At 73.9% G+C, this 17,193-nt stretch carries 13 protein-coding genes; 7 read left to right on the forward strand and 6 right to left on the reverse strand.

What is annotated here, in order from left to right; genetic code table 11:
- The first annotated feature begins 8 nt into the window (after positions 1 to 8).
- The 3 genes from HW837_RS08775 to HW837_RS08785 all read left to right on the forward strand — a co-directional run bounded on the left by HW837_RS08775 (position 9) and on the right by HW837_RS08785 (position 4,528).
- Positions 9 to 1,781, forward strand: coding sequence for a hydroxysqualene dehydroxylase (locus HW837_RS08775; protein WP_093791236.1), 1,773 nt, complete (start codon positions 9 to 11; stop codon positions 1,779 to 1,781).
- Positions 1,782 to 1,873: 92 nt separating this feature from the next.
- Entirely contained in the window at positions 1,874 to 3,625 is a 1,752-nt protein-coding gene (locus HW837_RS08780; RefSeq protein WP_045559675.1) for a SulP family inorganic anion transporter, read from the forward strand.
- 117 nt (positions 3,626 to 3,742) lie between these two features.
- The gene (locus HW837_RS08785) at positions 3,743 to 4,528 is read left to right on the forward strand and encodes an MBL fold metallo-hydrolase (RefSeq protein WP_045559676.1); all 786 of its coding nucleotides are present in this window, start codon (positions 3,743 to 3,745) and stop codon (positions 4,526 to 4,528) included.
- A gap of 55 nt (positions 4,529 to 4,583) precedes the next feature.
- Here HW837_RS08785 and HW837_RS08790 read toward each other — a convergent pair whose 3' ends face one another.
- The 4 genes from HW837_RS08790 to HW837_RS08805 all read right to left on the reverse strand — a co-directional run bounded on the left by HW837_RS08790 (position 4,584) and on the right by HW837_RS08805 (position 7,984).
- The gene (locus HW837_RS08790; protein ID WP_045559677.1) at positions 4,584 to 5,279 is read right to left on the reverse strand and encodes an alpha/beta fold hydrolase; all 696 of its coding nucleotides are present in this window, start codon (positions 5,277 to 5,279) and stop codon (positions 4,584 to 4,586) included.
- 96 nt (positions 5,280 to 5,375) lie between these two features.
- Positions 5,376 to 6,287, reverse strand: coding sequence for an alpha/beta hydrolase (locus HW837_RS08795; RefSeq protein WP_193382340.1), 912 nt, complete (start codon positions 6,285 to 6,287; stop codon positions 5,376 to 5,378).
- A gap of 145 nt (positions 6,288 to 6,432) precedes the next feature.
- Positions 6,433 to 7,245, reverse strand: coding sequence for a VOC family protein (locus HW837_RS08800; RefSeq protein WP_045559678.1), 813 nt, complete (start codon positions 7,243 to 7,245; stop codon positions 6,433 to 6,435).
- A 73-nt stretch (positions 7,246 to 7,318) separates the two neighbouring features.
- Positions 7,319 to 7,984 (reverse strand): SDR family NAD(P)-dependent oxidoreductase, encoded by a 666-nt coding sequence (locus HW837_RS08805; protein WP_045559679.1) that lies wholly within the window; start codon positions 7,982 to 7,984, stop codon positions 7,319 to 7,321.
- Between the two features lie 118 nt (positions 7,985 to 8,102).
- On the opposite strand from HW837_RS08805, the gene HW837_RS08810 reads away from it, so the two are divergent.
- From HW837_RS08810 to HW837_RS08820, 3 genes are all read left to right on the forward strand, one after another.
- Positions 8,103 to 9,008 carry a PaaX family transcriptional regulator gene (locus HW837_RS08810; protein ID WP_371271677.1) on the forward strand — a complete coding sequence of 302 codons (906 nt, stop codon included), beginning with the start codon at positions 8,103 to 8,105 and terminating at the stop codon, positions 9,006 to 9,008.
- Positions 9,009 to 9,371: 363 nt separating this feature from the next.
- Positions 9,372 to 10,049, forward strand: coding sequence for a response regulator (locus HW837_RS08815; RefSeq protein WP_045559681.1), 678 nt, complete (start codon positions 9,372 to 9,374; stop codon positions 10,047 to 10,049).
- Complete coding sequence (locus HW837_RS08820; protein WP_237270091.1) at positions 10,046 to 11,206, forward strand: sensor histidine kinase; 1,161 nt, start codon at positions 10,046 to 10,048, stop codon at positions 11,204 to 11,206. Before HW837_RS08815 ends, HW837_RS08820 begins: the two co-directional genes overlap by 4 nt.
- On the opposite strand, the gene HW837_RS08825 is transcribed toward HW837_RS08820, so the two are convergent.
- Positions 11,203 to 13,626 (reverse strand): SpoIIE family protein phosphatase, encoded by a 2,424-nt coding sequence (locus HW837_RS08825; protein ID WP_193380997.1) that lies wholly within the window; start codon positions 13,624 to 13,626, stop codon positions 11,203 to 11,205. The two genes, HW837_RS08820 and HW837_RS08825, sit on opposite strands and share 4 nt — an antisense overlap.
- Positions 13,627 to 13,777: 151 nt before the next feature.
- On the opposite strand from HW837_RS08825, the gene HW837_RS08830 reads away from it, so the two are divergent.
- Positions 13,778 to 15,574: a serine/threonine-protein kinase gene (locus HW837_RS08830; protein WP_313895509.1), complete on the forward strand. Its 1,797-nt coding sequence runs from the start codon at positions 13,778 to 13,780 to the stop codon at positions 15,572 to 15,574.
- Here HW837_RS08830 and HW837_RS08835 read toward each other — a convergent pair.
- On the reverse strand, positions 15,561 to 17,051 hold the full coding sequence (locus HW837_RS08835) for a hypothetical protein (RefSeq protein ID WP_045559684.1): 1,491 nt from the start codon (positions 17,049 to 17,051) through the stop codon (positions 15,561 to 15,563). The genes HW837_RS08830 and HW837_RS08835 overlap by 14 nt on opposite strands.
- Positions 17,052 to 17,193: the final 142 nt, after the last annotated feature.

Here is a 17,193-nt window from a genome sequence, read left to right on the forward strand (position 1 = left end):
GGTGGGCGATGGGCACGCGGGGCGGCACCACACGCAGAGGGTTCCTGGGTACGGCGACGGCTGCCGGCGGCGCCGTCGCGCTGGGCACCGCCGGGCGGGCCACCGCCGACGACGGCGCCGCCGCGCGCACCGTGGCCGTCCTCGGCGGCGGCGTCGCCGGGCTCACGGCGGCACACGAACTCGCCGAGCGCGGCTTCCGGGTGACGGTGTACGAACGCAAGGCGCTCGGCGGCAAGGCCCGCAGCATGGACGTACCGGGCAGCGCCACCGGCGGGCGTGCCCCGTTGCCCGGGGAACACGGCTTCCGCTTCATCCCGGGGATCTATCACAACCTGCCCGACACCATGCGCCGCATCCCCTTCCCGGGCAACGCCCATGGCGTGCACGACAACCTCGTGGCCCCCAAGGAGATGCTGTTCGCCCGGTCCGGCGGCCGGGAGGACATCAGGATCCCCCTGCCCTGGCCGGACAGCGGCCCCGCCGAACTCACCCCCGACGAGATCCGCCGCGCCGTCACCGCGGTGCTGGACACCGCCTTCAACCTCCCGCTCCACGAGGCCCTCTACTTCGCCGACCGCTTCCTGGTCTTCCTCACCAGCTGCGACGAGCGGCGCGACGAGACCTGGGAACGGACGCCGTGGTGGGAGTTCGTGCGGGCCGGGCGGATGTCGTTCGACTACCAGCGGATCCTCGCCGTCGGCATCACCCGCAACATCGTGGCCACCAAGGCGGAGGAGGCCAGCACCCGTACGGTCGCCACCCTGCTGGAGGCCTTCGCCTTCAACCTGCTGGGGCGGGGCGCGGACGGCCCGCTGGACCGGATCCTGAACGCGCCCACGAACGAGGCCTGGATCGACCCGTGGGTGACCCATCTGCGGTCGCTGGGCGTCGAGTTCAGGATCGGCTGGACCGTACGGGACCTGACGCTCGCGGGGGGCCGGATCGGCGGGGCCGTCGTGGAGGACCCGGGCGGCGCCCGGCGGACCGTCACCGCCGACCACTACATCTCGGCCATGCCGGTCGAGCACGCCCGGCGCACCTGGAACGCCGCCGTGCGCGCCGCCGATCCCCAACTGGCCGCGTGCGACCGGCTGGAGACCGACTGGATGACCGGCATCCAGTTCTATCTGACCGAACGCACACCGATCCTGCACGGCCATCTCGACCTCATCGACTCCCCCTGGTCGCTGACCGCGATCGCGCAGGCCCAGCACTGGCCGGGCCACGACTTCCCCGCCGACTTCGGCGACGGCACGGTCGCGGACTGCCTCTCCGTGGACGTCTCCGAGTGGGACCGCCCGGGCATCCTGTACGGGAAGACCGCCAAGCAGTGCACCCGCGCGGAGGTCGCCCGCGAGGTGTGGGCGCAGCTGAAGGCGGCGCTCAACGACAGCGGCCGTACGGTCCTGAAGGACTCCGTGCTGCACTCCTGGTTCCTCGACCCGGCGGTGGACGGCCTCGGCACCCCGAACCCGGTCAACGACGAGCAGTTGCTGATCCATCCGACGGGCACCTTCCACCACCGTCCCCGCTCGGCCACCCGGATCCCCAACCTCTTCCTGTCGGGCGACTACGTGGCCGTGCCCATCGACCTGGCGACCATGGAGGGCGCCAACACCTCGGCCCGGCAGGCCGTCAACGCGCTGCTCGACCGGATCGGTTCGTCCGCCGAACGGTGCGCCGTCACCCCGCTGTACCGGGCGCCCGAGTTCGAGGCGCTCAAGCGCCACGACCGCACCCGGTACCTCCTGCGGCTGCCGAACCTGTTCGACCTGGGCTGACAGCGCCGTCCGGCGTAAGAAGCGACACTTCACCGTCCGCGCCGGGGTCCCGCCGTTCACGTGCCACGCTTGCCGGGACGGAAGGACGGTCTGTGACAACCGAGCGCAAGAGCCGAGGGCTCCTCTCCAGGGTGCGGGCGGTTCCCGGGGTCCGTGCGGTGTCGTCCTACCGGCGCGAGTGGCTGGTCAAGGACCTGGTCGCGGGGGTGGTCCTGACCACGCTGCTGGTGCCGCAGGGCATGGCGTACGCCGAGCTGGCGGGCCTGCCGCCCATCACCGGTCTCTACACGACGGTGCTCTGCCTGCTCGGGTACGCGGTGTGCGGACCGTCCCGGATCCTGGTGCTGGGCCCGGACTCCTCGCTCGGGCCGATGATCGCGGCCACCGTGCTGCCGCTGGTGGCGGCGGACGGGGACCCCGACCGGGCCGTCGCGCTGGCGTCGATGCTCGCGCTCATGGTGGCGGGCATCATGCTGCTGGCGTCGGTGGCGAAGCTCGGCTTCATCGCCGACCTGATCTCGAAACCGACGATGATCGGCTACATGAACGGCCTGGCGCTGACCATCCTGATCGGTCAGCTGCCCAAGCTGCTCGGCTTCAAGGTCGAGGCGGACGATCTGATCGGCGAGTGCGTCGGCTTCGTCCGGGAACTCGCCGACGGGGCGGCGGTGCCGGCGGCCGCCGCGGTCGGTGCCGGCGGGATCGTGGTGATCCTGGTCCTGCAGCGCTTCCTGCCGAAGGTCCCCGCGGTGCTCGTGATGGTGGTCCTGGCGATCGCCGCCGCCACGGCCTTCGACCTCGGCGCGCACGGCGTCAGCCTGGTCGGCGAACTGCCCGAGGGTTTCCCGCCGTTCACGGTCCCCGACATCCGGCTCTCCGACCTCGCCCCGCTGTTCGGCGGGGCGCTGGGCATCGCCCTGGTGTCCCTGGCCGACACGATCTCCAACGCGTCGGCCTTCGCGGCCCGTACGGGGCAGGAGGTCCGCGGCAACCAGGAGATGACCGGGGTCGGGGTGGCGAACCTGGCCGCCGGTCTCTTCCAGGGCTTCCCGGTCAGCACGAGCGGGTCCCGGACGGCCGTGGCGGAACGCGCGGGGGCGCGGAGCCAGCTCACCGGCGTCGTCGGAGCGGCCCTGATCGTCCTCATGCTGGTGCTGGTTCCGGGGCTGTTCCGTGATCTGCCCCAGCCGGCCCTGGCCGCCGTGGTCATCACCGCGTCGCTCTCCCTGGCCGACGTCCCGGGGGCGGTACGGCTGTGGCGGCAGCGGCGGGCGGAGTTCCTGCTCTGCCTCGCGGCCTTCCTGGGTGTGGCCCTGCTCGGCGTACTGCCCGGGATCGCCGTCGCCGTGGCGCTGTCCGTCCTCAATGTCTTCCGGCGCGCGTGGTGGCCGTACAACACCGTGCTGGGGCGGGTGCGGGACCTGGAGGGCTACCACGACATCCGCTCCTACCCGCAGGCCCGGCAGCTGCCGGGCCTGGTGATCTACCGGTTCGACGCCCCGCTCTTCTTCGCCAACGCCAAGGCCTTCCGCGACGAGGTCAGGCGCCTGGCCTCGGCCGAGCCGCGGCCGAGCTGGATCGTGATCGCGGCGGAGCCCATGACCGACGTCGACACCACCGCCGCCGACGTGCTGGAGGAACTGGACGAGGACCTCAACGCCCGTCACGTGCACCTCGTGTTCGCCGAACTCAAGGACCCCGTACGCCGGAAGATCGAACGCTACGGCCTCACCCGCACCATCGATCCCCACCACTTCTTCCCCACACTGGAGTCCGCCGTCGCCGCGTACCGTCTGCGCGCCGCAGCGGATCGGGACCCGCTACCGAGCGAGGAGGAGGGATGAGGCCCGGCGCGGCCCCGTACGCTGTCCGCCGAAACGCCCAGGGGGCGGGTGAGCCGCCCATGTCCCCGGGGCCGTCTCTTCCCGTCCTCTCCTCGACACCCCGAAGGCGGTACTGCCGTGAAGGTGCACCACCTCAACTGCGGGACGATGCTCCCGCTCACCGGCGCGCTGGTCTGCCATGTCCTGCTCGTCGAGGCGCCCGGCGGGCTGGTGCTGGTGGACTCCGGGTTCGGGCTGCGCGACATCGCCGAGCCGGGACGCCGGCTGGGCTCCTCCCGGCACCTGGTCCGGCCCGTGCTCCGGGCCGAGGAGACGGCCGCGCGTCAGGTCGAGGCCCTGGGGTTCCGGCGGGACGACGTACGGCACATCGTCGTCACCCACTTCGACTTCGACCACATCGGCGGCCTGGCCGACTTCCCCGACGCCCAGGTCCACACGACGGCCGCCGAGGCCCTGGGCGCCGTCGTCTCCCCGTCCCGGCGGGAACGGTCCCGGTACCGCTCCGCGCAGTGGGACCACGGGCCGAAGCTCGTCGAGCACACCCCGGACGGCGAGGCCTGGCGCGGATTCGCCGCCGCCAAGGAACTCGACGCCGTCGCCCCGGGGATCGTCCTGGTCTCCCTGCCGGGGCACACCCGCGGCCACGCCTGCGTCGCGGTCGACACCGGAAACGGCTGGATCCTGCACGCCGGCGACGCCTTCTACCACCGCGGCACGCTCGACGGGCGCTCCCCCGCCCCCCGGGCCCTGCGTGCCGTGGAGAACCTGCTGGCGCACGACCTGAAGCAGGTGCGCGCCAACCACGTCCGCCTCGCCGCACTGCACCGCCGGGCCGAGGCCGATCTGACCGTCGTCAACGCGCACGACCCCGTGCTGCTGGAGCGGATGCGGACCGCGCCGTAGCCACGGCACCGCACCGCACCGGCCGCCCCGGAGTCGACCGCCGAGAGGGCGGGCGTCAGATCCAGCCGTCGAGCGACTTCATGAAGCCGTCGAAGTCGTCCCGGTGGATGGTGTGGCCGGCTCCGGGGACGGAACGGACCGTGAAGCCGCCGGCCCTGAGCCGGTCGGTGTCCTCGGGGCCGACCAGGGAGCTGGGGTCGGCGAGTTGGACGAGGGAGGGGACGACGGGGTGGCCGGGGACGAACCCGGTGAGCGGGCGGCCGCCGAGGAAGTGGGCGGAGCCGGCGTCCCAGGCGGCCAGGGTGGCCATCTCGATGTCGATGTCCTCGGGGTCCCAGCGGGGGTTGAGCGCGGCCGTCCGGGAGCGGGTGGCGCGTTTGAAGGCGGCGAACACCTCGGGGCCGACGTGCCGCTCGGGGTCGGCGGACGACCAGGCCGGGTCCGCGTAGACCGCACGCCGGGGCCGCAGCCGCTCGACGGCGAGGGAGAGGGCGAGCCCGCCCAGGGAGTGCCCGAGTGCCAGGTCGGCCTGCCGGGGCAGGGTGTCGACGAGGTCGTCCGCGAAGAGCTGCGGGCTGTACGCGCCGCGCGGTGAGAGCCCGTGGCCGCGCAGGTCCACGGCGATCACCCGGTAGCCGCGGTCCGCGAGCGCCGGGCCGACCCGGCGCCAGGTGCGGGAGTCGGACATGATGCCGTGGACGAGCAGGGCGGTCCGGTCACCGGCGCCCCACTCACGGGTGTGCAGCAGCACGTGGTGCCCTTCGTCGGGTCGGCGTCGGTCAGGCCGCGGCCGGTGTATCCGGTCGCAGCCCGGGTGAGCAGTGTCCCGCCGACGGGGCGCGCGCCGTCAAGCCGCGTCGGGGACGGTGGCGTCGAGGGCGGTGCGCAGGGTCGTGGCCATCAGGTCGATCGCCTCCTTGCCTGCCTCCACCGGGCCGGTGTGGGTGAAGTAGTGGTCGACGCCCTCGAAGACGCGGTGGGTGACCGGGACCCCGGCCTTCGCCAGGGCCTTGGCGTAGGCGTCGCCCTCGTCGCGCAGTCGGTCGTTCTCGGCGGTGATGACCAGGGCGGGCGCCAGGCCGGAGAGGTCGTCGACGAGGCCGGGGGAGGCCAAGGGGTCGGCGAGGTCGGCCGGATTCGGGACGTAGGCGGCGGTGAAGATGCGCATGAGCCCCGGGCTGAGAAGCGGCTTGGCGATGCGGGACCGCTTGGTGGCCGGGTCGGCGACCTGGTCGAGCAGCGCGGAGTCGATGATCTGCAGACGCGGGGTGACGGTGCCCCGGTCGCGGGCCGTCTGGCAGACCACGGCGGTCAGGTTGGCGCCCGCGCTGTGGCCGCCGACGGCGAGCCGTGAGCCGTCCCAGCCGTGGGCCTCGCCGTTCCGCGCGACCCACTCGACGACGTCGTAGGCCTGGGTGACGGCGGTGGGGAAGACGTGCTGCGGGGCGACGGAGTAGTCGACGTTGACGACGACGCAGCCGGCGGTGGCGGCGATGTAGCGGCAGATGTGGTCGTCCTGCTCGGGGCGGGCCACGATGAAGCCGCCGCCGTGGAAGTTGACGTAGACGGGAGCGGGGGTGGGGGTGGCGGTCGGCGGGCGGTAGACGGTGCAGTCGACCGGGCCGGCCCCGGTCTCCACCCGAAGGGTTTCCGTCCGTTTCGGCACGTCGGTGAAGCGCAGGTCCTGGTGGACGCGGGTCATGACGCCGCTGAGCAGCAGCTGGACCCCTCTGGCCTGGATTCTGGCACCGAACGACATGATCGCACCCACCCATCGCTCCAACATTGAATTAACAGGATTCCTGTTGGTGGGATGATGGACGCTGATCCGGTTTTCCGCAATGGTGAGCACGCCACCGGCGCGGGAACGGTGGCGTGCGGGGGGGGCGTCAGGGGCGCCGGGGTCAGCTCTCGGCGGCGGCGAGGAGGACGAAGTCCGCGCCCGACGGGTCGAGGCAGACGGCCAGCCGGCCGACGTCCGGCATGTCCACGGGGCCCATCTGCACACTGCCGCCGTTCCCGGTGACCGCCGCGACAGCCGTGTCGCAGTCGGCGACGGCGAAGACGGGATGCCAGTACGGCCGTCCGCCGGTCAGGGTGAGGTCCTCCGCGCGGAGCTGCATCAGGCCGCCCTGCATGCGCTCCTCGGGGAGCCCGGCGGGCGTGATGAGGGTGTACACGCCCCCGTCGCCCTGCATCGGCATGTCGCCGAACTGCCAGCCGAGGACGCCGCCGTAGAACTCCTTGGCGGCGGAGGCGTCGGTCGTGTACAGCTCGGTCCAGGACAGCGAGCCCGGCTCGTCCGCGAGTTCGAATCCCGCGTTCGTGCCCGGCTGCCAGACGGCGAACTGACCGCCGAGCGGGTCGCTGTACTGGGCCATCCGCCCCCAGTCACCGAGGTCCCGCGACGGCACCCGCACGGTGCCGCCGGCGCCCTCCACGGCCCGCGTCGTGGCGTCCGCGTCGGTGACGGTGTAGTAGAGCATCCAGGCCGACCGCGCGCCCTCCTCGGTGAGCTCGCCGAGCCCGCCGACGACCTTGCCGTCCTTGCGGAAGACTCCGCCCGAGCCCTCCGTCCCCTCCCCCTCTCCCCCGCCGCCCATGGGCTCGTACTCCCAGCCCAGCACCGCCCGGTAGAAGGCCGCCGCGGCCGGGAGGTCGCGGACGCCGAGGTCCAGCCAGCAGGGGGAGCCGGGCTTCAGGTCAGTGGTGATCACAGGATTCCCCTTCACGTTCTCGGTGCCTGTGCCTTCAGCCTGACACCGGCCGCGGACGCCCGCGCGCCGACCGTCAGGCGTCCAGGTCGTCGGCGAAGTGCCGGAAGCCGTGGCGGTCGCGGTGGATGCCCCACAGGGTGTCGGCGAGGACGGCCGGGTCCTTGCGGGGGTGCCCGGGGACGATCGCGCCGGGCACCACCAGCTGCGCGACATGGACGCCCTCGGCCGCGAGGGTGTCGTGCAGCAGGTGGCCGTACGCGCTCTCCGCCGCGAACGCCACGGACGTCCCGGCCCGGTCGGGGTGCGGGACCACGGCCGTACCGCCGTTGACGAGCAGGATCGTGCCGCGGCCGAGGGCGCGCATCCCGGGCAGCACCTGGCGCACGGCGGCGACCGCGCCGTAGACGGAGAACTCGATCGGGCCGACCAGGTCGGCGGGGCTCGTCTCCAGCACCGGCAGCATGAAGTCCGGATGCGGCAGGGGGCTGTACTGGAGGACCTCGATCGGGCCGAGCGCCGTGCGCGCCGCGTCGAGCGCGGCGGTCAGGGCCTCGGGGTCGCGTACGTCGGCGGTGAACCCCCGCGCGGTGACGCCCTGGTCGGCGAGGTCGGCGGCGAGCGCCCTCGTGCGCTCCGGGTCGCGGGCGACGAGCGCCACGGCGAACCCCTCACGGCCGAAGCGACGGGCGACGGCCGCGCCGAGACCCGGCCCGGCTCCGATGACGGCGATGGTGGTCATGGCTCGTGTGCCTCCTGACGGACGTGCTCGACGGTCCCCACTGTCCCGGAGCCGTCACGATCGCGCGCCGCCAGGGGTGCGGGAATCACGCGGAGCGGGCGGCCGTACGCTTTCCCCCGTGGAGGACTACGACATCCTGGACACCCCGGACAGAGACACCCCGGACAGAGACACCCGGGACGACGACATCTCGGACGGCCCGCAGTCGCGTCCGCAGTCGCTCATGCTCGCCTTCTTCGGCAACCACGTGCTGGAGGAGGACGACGGTGACCTGTGCGTGTACTCGGGCAGCATCATCGACGTGCTCGGCCGGGTCGGCGTCGGTGAACAGGCCGTACGCTCCACCCTGACCCGCATGGTCAACCGCGGTCTGCTGCGGCGCCGCCGGGAGGGCCGCAGGATGTACTTCGGCCTCACCCCGCAGGCGACCCGCGTCCTCATGGACGGCCGCACCCGCGTCTGGCGGCAGGGCGCGGTCAACGACGACTGGGACGGCACCTGGACCCTCCTCGGCTTCTCCCTCCCCGAGGCGTGGAAACGCCGGCGCCACGACCTGCGTTCACGGCTGACCTGGTCCGGGTTCGGCGCCCTCTACAGCGGGCTCTGGGTCGCGCCCGGGAACGTCGACATCGCCGCGGCCGTCGCCGACCTCGGGCTCACCGACCACGTCAAGATCTTCCACGCCCGGGCGAACGAGGCCACCGACGTCGAGCTGATGATCCGCGACACCTGGGACCTGGAGAGCATCGCCGCCCGCTACGTCGCCTTCGACAAACGCTGGACGGCCCTCCTGGGCTCGGGCGCCGACCCGGTCGACGATCCGATCGGCACGCGGCTGCGGCTGGTCAGCGACTGGCTGTGGACCATCCGCACCGACCCCCGGCTCCCCGCCCGCCACCTTCCCTCCGAATGGCCCGCCCGCCCGGCCGAGGAGACCTTCCGCCGTCTCGCCGAACTGACCGCGTCCCCGGCCCGGCACGCGGCCCACGCCTTGCTCGACACGGTGCCGGCCCGCCGGGCCTGACCGAGGTGGGTGGGGGCCGCCGGGTGCGTTGTCGGGTGCGGGTGGGTGGGGGTTGCTCGCCCAGTTCCCCGCGCCCCTGAAAGGCCGCAGGCCCTGGCGGGCCCTTGGCCTTTCGGGCCGAGAAGCACGGGGCGCAACCCCTGCTTTTCAGGGGCGCGGGGAACTGCGCGAGAAGCCCCACCGGGCCCGCACCCGACAACGCACCCGGCGGCCCCCCACACGGCTGGAACGCTCCCCCCGAGTGGCGGGACCGCCCGACCCGGTCGCCACGCGGAGCGGGTCCCGTTCTACGGTCGGAGCGGTGACAGTGGACGGTGAGGTGCGGGCGGCGACCCGCCCACGGGACGGCGAGGCGGGACGCGTGTGATCCGGGTGACGGTGGTGGACGACGAGGCCCTGGTGCGGTCCGGCTTCAAGCTGATCCTGAACGCGGCGGAGGACATCGAGGTCGTCGCGACGGCGACGGGCGCCGAGGCGGTCGAGACCGTACGGCGCGTGGCGCCGGACGTCGTGCTGCTCGACATCCGGATGCCGGACGTCGACGGCCTGACCGTGCTGCGGGAAGTGCGCGCGCTGCCGCAGCCACCGGTGGTGGCGATGCTGACGACGTTCGACGCCGACGAGTACATCCTCACCGCGCTGCGTTCCGGCGCGGCCGGCTTCCTGCTCAAGGACACCGAACCCGAGCAACTGGCCCAGCTGGTGCGGACGTTGGTGGCCGGTGGTGTGGTGATGTCGCCGAAGGCGTCCCGCGCCGTCTGGCAGAGCCATCCCGTGGCCGCATCCGTCGACGACGTCGAGGCCGCCCGGGTGGGGCGGCTCACCGGGCGCGAGCGGGAGGTGCTCGTGCTGGTCGCGGAGGGACTGTCGAACGCCGACATCGGCGCCCGTGTCCACCTCAGCGCGGGCACGGTGAAGGACCATGTCAGCGCGATCCTCGGCAAGTTGCGGGTGAGCAGCCGCGTGCAGGCCGCACTGCTCGCTCAGCGGGCCGGGCTGCTCGACGACGGGGCGCGGCGCTCGCCGGAGGCAGGTCGATGACCGCGCCGAGAGCCGGCGCGTGGTGGGCGCGGATGCCGGATCCGGTGGTGGACGCCCTGGTCGTCCTGATCGCGGTCGTCGACGTCGTGCTCAATCTGTGGGGCGCCTCGCCCCTCACCACCGGGATCGCGGCCGGGGGCTGCGCCGCCCTCGCGCTGCGCCGGCGGTTCCCGCTCGCCGTCTTCGCGTGCACGTTGCCGGTCGCGCTGATGCTGGACGTCGTGTTCGCCCCGCTCGCGGCCCTGTTCACCCTGGCGGAACGGTCCCGCGACCGCCGTCTGCTCGGCATGTGCGCCCTGCTCTTCGGGCTCGCCTCCGCCACCCCCTGGCCGCTGAACGACATCAGCCCGCACGACCGCAACTGGACGGTCGTGTACTTCTTCTACACGCTCGCCACCGCCGCCGCCCCCGTCCTGCTGGGCCAACTCGTGCAGGCGCGGCGGGACCTGGCGGGCCGCCTGGTCGAGATCGAGGACGCGCGGGAACACGAGCGGCTGCTCCACTCGCAGGCCGTGCTCGCCCGCGAACGCGCCCAGCTGGCCCGTGAGATGCATGACGTCGTCTCCCACCAGGTCAGTCTGATCGCCGTGCAGGCGGGCGCGCTGCAGGTCGCCGCCCGGGACCCGGCGGCCAAGGAGGGCGCCCGCACCATCCGTTCGCTCAGTGTCGACACCCTCGACGAACTGCGGCACATGGTGACCCTGCTGCGCGCCTCCGGTGGCCGGGCCACGGAACTCACCCCGCAGCCCACCCTGGCCGACCTCCACCGTCTGGTCACCACCAGCGGTATCGAGGCCGACCTCACGGGCGAACTCCCGCCGGACATCGGCACGCCCGCCCAGCGCGCGGTCTACCGCACCGTGCAGGAGGCCCTCACCAACGTCCGCAAGCACGCCCCGGGCGCCACCGCCGCCGTACGGCTCCGGTGCGCCGCCGACGGCTCGTCCTACGGCGTCACGGTCACGAACGGCCCCGTCCTCCGCCCCTCCCTGCCGCTCCCCGGCTCCCGCCAGGGCCTCGTCGGGCTGCGGGAACGCGCCGAACTCCTGGGCGGCACCCTGGAGTCGGGCCCGACGTCCGACGGCGGCTGGGAGGTGACGCTGCGGATCCCGGCCCCGGACTCGGCAGGGCCCCTTCCCGCCCGTCCCCCTCTCTAGAGCGCGGCCGGTTCCGGGAAGGTCAGGTCGGCGGCTTCGTGCAGTTCGGCCCAGACCGTCTTGCCCCGGCGGGCGCGGCGGGTGCCCCAGTGCTCGGCGAGCTGGGCGACCAGGAGCAGGCCTCGGCCGCCCTCGTCGTAGCCCCGGGCGCGGCGCAGATGCGGCGTGGTGCCGCCGGAGTCGGAGACCTCGCAGATGAGGGTGCGGTCGCGGATGAGCCGTAGCCGGACGGGGGGCCGGCCGTAGCGGATGGCGTTGGTGACGAGTTCGCTGACCACCAGCTCGGCGGTGAACTCCAGCTCCGCCAGGCCCCAGTCCCGCAGCTGCCGGGTGACGTGGGCCCTGGCCCGCGCGACGGCGGCGGGTTCGGCCGCCAGGTCCCACGTGGCGACCTGGCTCGCGCCGAGGGCGTGGGTCCGGGCCAGGAGCAGGGCGACGTCGTCGGGTGGTCTGGCCGGGAGCAGGGCTTCGAGCACGGCGTCGCAGGTGGTCTCCAGGGAGGGGCCGGGCCGGGCGAGGGCGTCGCGGAGCCGGGCCAGACCCGCGCCGATGTCGTGGTCCCGCGCCTCGATCAGACCGTCGGTGTAGAGCGCGAGCACACTGCCCTCCGGCAGTTCGAACTCCGCCGCCTCGAACGGCAGCCCGCCCAGGCCGAGCGGCGGTCCCGGCGGCAGCTCCAGGAAGTCGACGGTGCCGTCCCGGCCGACCGCGGCGGGCAGCACGTGCCCCGCGCGGGCGAGGGTGCAGCGGCGCGACACGGGGTCGTACACGGCGTAGAGGCAGGTGGCCCCGATGTCCCCGCCACCGCCGACGGCCTCGGCCGCGTCGCTCCCGGCAGCCGCCTCCGCCCGCACGACCGCATCGGCTACGGCGGTCACGGCGGCTCCGGCGGTCGGAACGGTCCGAGCCTCGTCGTCCGCGTCGTGAACGCGGTCCTCGTAGTCCTCCTCGTTCCTGTCGTCCGCGTCGTTCTCCTCCACCTCGGCGGCGAGGCGGAGCACGACGTCGTCCAGATGGGTGAGGAGTTCGTCGGGCGGCAGATCGATGTCCGCCAGGGTGCGTACGGCGGTCCGCAGGCGCCCCATGGTGGCGGCGGCGTGGATGCCGTGCCCCACGACGTCGCCCACGACGAGGGCGACCCTGGCGCCGGAGAGCGGGATGACGTCGTACCAGTCGCCGCCCACGCCGCCCTGGGCGTCGGCGGGGAGGTAGCGGAAGGCGACGTCGACGGCGGACTGCCTCGGGGTGCGGCGCGGGAGCAGGCTGCGTTGCAGGGTGAGGGCGGTGGCTCGGGCGTGTGTGTAGCGGCGCGCGTTGTCCACCGCGATCGCCGCCCTCGCCGCGATCTCCTGCGCGAGCAGCAGGTCCTCGTCGTCGAACGCGTCGGGATTGCGGTCCCGGCAGAACTGGGCGACACCGAGCGTGGCCCCCCGCGCCCGCAACGGCACCACCAGCGTGGAGTGCACCGGCCGACGCCGACCGCCGGGGCCACCGTCCCCGCCCCCGCCCCCGCCAGCACCAGCACCAGCACCAGCACCAGCACCGGCCTCGGCCCCCACCGCACCGGCACCGCACCCGCCGCCCGGTGGCTCGGCGGCCGTGTACGGCCCCCGGTGGTCGCCGTCGAGGCGGTGCCTGCTCGGCTGGCCCGTGGCCAGCGCGCGGGACGCCGGCGAGCCGGGCGGGTAGGTGTGGGGCAGCCGAGAGGCGGGCGGGGCCACCGGGCCCGGATGGGCTACCGACCGCTGGGCGACCCGGTGGAGCACGGGGGACGTGCGCGGTTCGTCCGGCGGGGTGCCGTGGGCGCCGAGCGCGGAGTCGAGCAGGTCGACGGTGACGAGGTCGGCGAAGTGCTCGGTGGCGAAGTCGGCCAGCTCCTGCGTGGTCCGGGCGATGTCCAGCGTGGTGCCGATGCGGACGCTCGACTCGTTCACCATGGACAGCCGCCAGCGCAGCCGCCGGTCGCGCTCCTCCTGGTAGGCGAGGACGCCCTGCTCGGAGGTGCGGTCCACGTACCCGGTCGCCGTCACGATGAGGCTCCGCGCGGCCTCGCTGATCAGGGCCGCGTCGTCGGTGCACCGGGGCATCTCCGCCAGCAGGTGGTCGAGGATGATGCCCTGGCCCAGCCGGAAGGCCCGCAGCACCGCGCTCACCGGGATTCCGTGCCGGGCCACCCGGCGGACGCGCTCCAGTTCGGTGGACGGCACCTCGATGCCGCCCGGTTCGACGCCGTACCGCAGGGCGGACAGCACCGCGACGACGTGCTCGGCGACGTTGTCCGAGGCCATGGCGTCGGGGTGCGCCCACAGCTCGGGCATCTCGCGGCGCAGGCATCGCTCCACCTCGGCGGTCAGCTCGTCCGCTCTGGGGACGAGCTCACGCGCGACACGGGCCACGAGACCGTCAGCCGTGGAGTCCACAGTCACGACGGTACGCCGAACAACGGCTCACGCCCCACCGCGAGCCCGACCGCCCCGCCGTCCCGGGGGACGGTCCTCATCCCTGCTCCTTACCCGGGTCCGGCTATTGTGACGAGGCGAATCGAACAGACGCAGGGCTGGCGGAGGGCACGTGGTGTCGGACGTAGGGCGGCTCGTCGCCGGGCGCTACCGGCTCACGGAGCAGATAGGCCGCGGCGGCATGGGCACGGTGTGGCGGGCGGGGGACGAGGTCCTCGACCGCCAGGTCGCCGTGAAGCGACTGCATGTGCAGCCGCATCTGTCGCCCGACGACCTCGTCACCCTGTACGAGCGCACGCGCCGCGAGGCCCGCAGCGCGGCCCGCATCGCGCACCCGAACGTGATCGTCGTCCACGACGTCGTGGACGACCGTCTGGACGACCACACGAACGACCACACGGACGACGGCACGGGCGGCCACGCGGGCGGGGTCCGGGGCGGCGGCACGGGCGGCTCCGGCGACGGCCGGCCCTGCATCGTCATGGAGTACGTCCCGGCGCCCACCCTCGCCGACCTCCTCGCCGACGGCCGGACCCTCCCGCCCGAGGAGGCGGCCCGGATCGGTCTGGGCATGGTCGCCGCGCTGCGTGCCGCGCACGCCGCCGGGGTGCTGCACCGCGACGTCAAACCCGGCAACGTCCTGCTCGGCGCCGAGGGGCGGGTCGTCCTCACCGACTTCGGCATCGCGATGACGGCGGACGCCTCGACCCTCACCAAGACCGGCGAGATGGTCGGCTCCATCCACTACATGGCCCCGGAGCGGATCCGCGGCCAGAAGCCCGGTCCGGCCTCGGACCTGTGGGCCCTCGGGGCCACGCTCTACCAGGCGGTCGAGGGACGGCCGCCGTTCCGCCGCCTCACCGCGATGGAGGCCGCGTACGCCATCGCGGTGGACCCCCTGGAGCCCTTGAAGCGGGGCGGCGCCCTGGAACCGCTCATCGAGGCCCTCCTGGCCAAGGACCCCGCCGACCGGCCCACCACGGAACAGACGGAACGGGCCCTCCGCGCCGTCGTCTCCGGCCAGGCGACCATGGCCCTGCCGATGCCGATGCCGATGCCGACGCCGACTGCGACGCCGGCTTCGACGCCGATGCCTTCGCCGGGAGCCGGCGGCCCCGCCGGGGGAGGCACGCGCTCGTACGACGCCGACACGACCGGCAGCCGGACGGGCGGTGGCGCGACCGGCGGCGGGACCGTGGGAGGCACGAGCGGCGGTCGGCACACGGGCCGGCAGACGCCCCCGGCCGAACCCGGGAGCCCCCCGGACGGCGGACGCCCGGATCGCGGCGGCCGCAGGAAGCGTCGGATCCTCGTCCCGGTCGCCGTCGCGGTGGCCGTGGCCGCCACGGTCGCGGGTGCCGGGCTCTACCTGGTCTCGAACCCCGCCGGGCAACCCAGCTCCCCGAGGGGCGGCACGTCCGCCACGCCTTCCCACTCCCCCTCGCCCGTACCCGCCGGCTATCACCTGGTCAGGGACAAGACCCTGGGGATCTCCTTCCCGGTCCCGGACGGCTGGCTGGCCGGCAAGCGGACGTCGGAGTCGGTCACCTACACCGACGAGACGAAACTGGTCGGACTCACCATCGGCGTCGTGGACCCCGCCGGCTCGCACCCCGAGGCCCACTTCGAGGACATCGAGGCCAACACCAAGATCAACTACCCGGACTCGTACCGGCGGCTGCGGATGCAGCGGACCACCTTCCGCGGCGAACCGGCGGCCGTCTGGGAGTTCACCTTCCAGGGCCGGGCCCGGGCCTTCCGCGCCATCGACCTCGGATACGGCCGCGAGGGCGAACGGGAGTACGACATCTACCTCTCGGCCCCGGCCCTCGACTGGGACGTCTACCGCCCCGTCTTCGACAAGGTCAAGAACGGCTTCACCACCGACGCCTCCGTCAAGGCCCCGTGAGCGCCCGTCCCCCGGTCGGCGCCACATGCAGCCGGAACCCGGCGACCCGGTGTGCCGGCCACGCCCGGGCGAACTCGGGCGGCCCGCCGCCCGGCGCGACGAGGGCCGCCACGGGGATGCGGTCGGCGGCGCGCACCATGCCTTCGCGGGTGATGTTGGCGTTGTTGCCGCGGGTGTGGGCGGAGGAGCAGCCCGCGTAGTAGGCGATGGGGATGGCGTAGTCGCCGGTCAGCAGACAGGGCGGCCGGACGCCGAGGCGCCGCAGTTCCGCGGCGACACGGTCCCAGTCGCGGTGGGACGCGGTGGTGCGCGTGACGGTTCGCTCCAGCACCGCGTACTGCACCGCGAGGTGCGCGACGAGCCCGAGCGCCACCACGGCCCCCGCGACCGGCCGCCAGGCCCCGCCGGGCCCCCTGACGAGGTCCAGCAGCGCGTCGGCGACGGGGATCGCCAGCAGGGCGTACGCGGGCAGCAGGAAGCGCGGAGCGGCGTACCCGATCAGGAACAGGTACGGGACGGCCGCCGTGGCGGCGCAGACCAGGGGCACCGCCGTGGCCGCCGGCCGCCCGGCCCGGACCGCGACGGCCAGGCCGAGCGCGGCCAGCACCGGCAGGACGAACCACCAGGCGCTGACCGCCGGATGCGGCAGGTCGCCGGTGCACGGGCGGCACAGCGTGCGCCCCACCAGGCTGCGCACCTGGTCGTCGACGGCGATGTTCCAGCCCAGCCCGCCCTGGATCCGCGACCCGTCGGACAGCCGCCGGGCCGGCCCGCCGAACCGGGCGTACGCCTCCACGACCCAGGCGACCATCCCGGTGGCGAGGCCGGCCGCCGTGACCGCCAGGAGCCGTGGGCGCCGCCATCGCCGTACGGCCACCAGCAGCGTGAACAGCGGGAGTGTCACCCACACGGCGTCGGTGGGCCGCATCCACGCCATCAGCGCCGCGGCCGCGCCCGCGCCCCACAGCGCCGTGCGGTCCCCCGGATCGTCGCGGGCCCGCAGGAAGCAGGCCACACAGCCGAGCGCGCCGACCGCGACCCAGTAGTTGGGCATGGCCTGCGGCCCGTAGAAGAGGGTCACCCACAGGGACGCGAACAGCGCCCCGGCGACCGCGCGCACATGTGCCGGGAAGAGCCCTCGCCAGGCGTGCAGGGCGAGGTGGAGCGCCACTCCCGACAGCAGCGCGAGATACACGCGCAGCACCACGGTGGAGGACGTCCAGACGACCACCGGTGCCACCAGCAGCGGCACGCCCCGGGTCCGGGGCGCGCTGAAGAACGCCGCCGGCGCGTGCGGGCTGACCTGGCTGACGTACACCGTCTCGTCCCACCCGAGCCCCATCCCCGGTGGTACGAGCAGGAGTTGGGCCAGTGTGAACGCCGCGGCGACCAGGGCGACGGGGCCGGGGCGCGGGGCCACGGCCGTCGGGACGGCGACGGGCGCGACGACCGGAGCAGCGTGCGAACTCATGCGCATGGACCCATCCCGGGGCGACACCGACAAGCCTCTTACCCGACACATGCATTTAAAGGGACAAAAGGATCAGCCGCCCGCCGCCGTGCGCGGCGGCCCCTGCAAAGGCCACCCCCTTCCTCACACGACACCGCGCGGCTTAGCG

This window comes from Streptomyces caniscabiei (genome assembly GCF_014930365.1).
In the GTDB taxonomy this organism is placed as follows: domain Bacteria; phylum Actinomycetota; class Actinomycetes; order Streptomycetales; family Streptomycetaceae; genus Streptomyces; species Streptomyces caniscabiei.

Coding starts and splice junctions, on each gene's coding strand:
- HW837_RS08820 (WP_237270091.1), top strand. CDS start 10,046: ATGACCGCGCCGAGAGCCGGCGCGTGGTGGGCGCGGATGCCGGATCCG.
- HW837_RS08795 (WP_193382340.1), bottom strand. CDS start 6,287: ATGTCGTTCGGTGCCAGAATCCAGGCCAGAGGGGTCCAGCTGCTGCTC.
- HW837_RS08775 (WP_093791236.1), top strand. CDS start 9: ATGGGCACGCGGGGCGGCACCACACGCAGAGGGTTCCTGGGTACGGCG.
- HW837_RS08805 (WP_045559679.1), bottom strand. CDS start 7,984: ATGACCACCATCGCCGTCATCGGAGCCGGGCCGGGTCTCGGCGCGGCC.
- HW837_RS08835 (WP_045559684.1), bottom strand. CDS start 17,051: ATGCGCATGAGTTCGCACGCTGCTCCGGTCGTCGCGCCCGTCGCCGTC.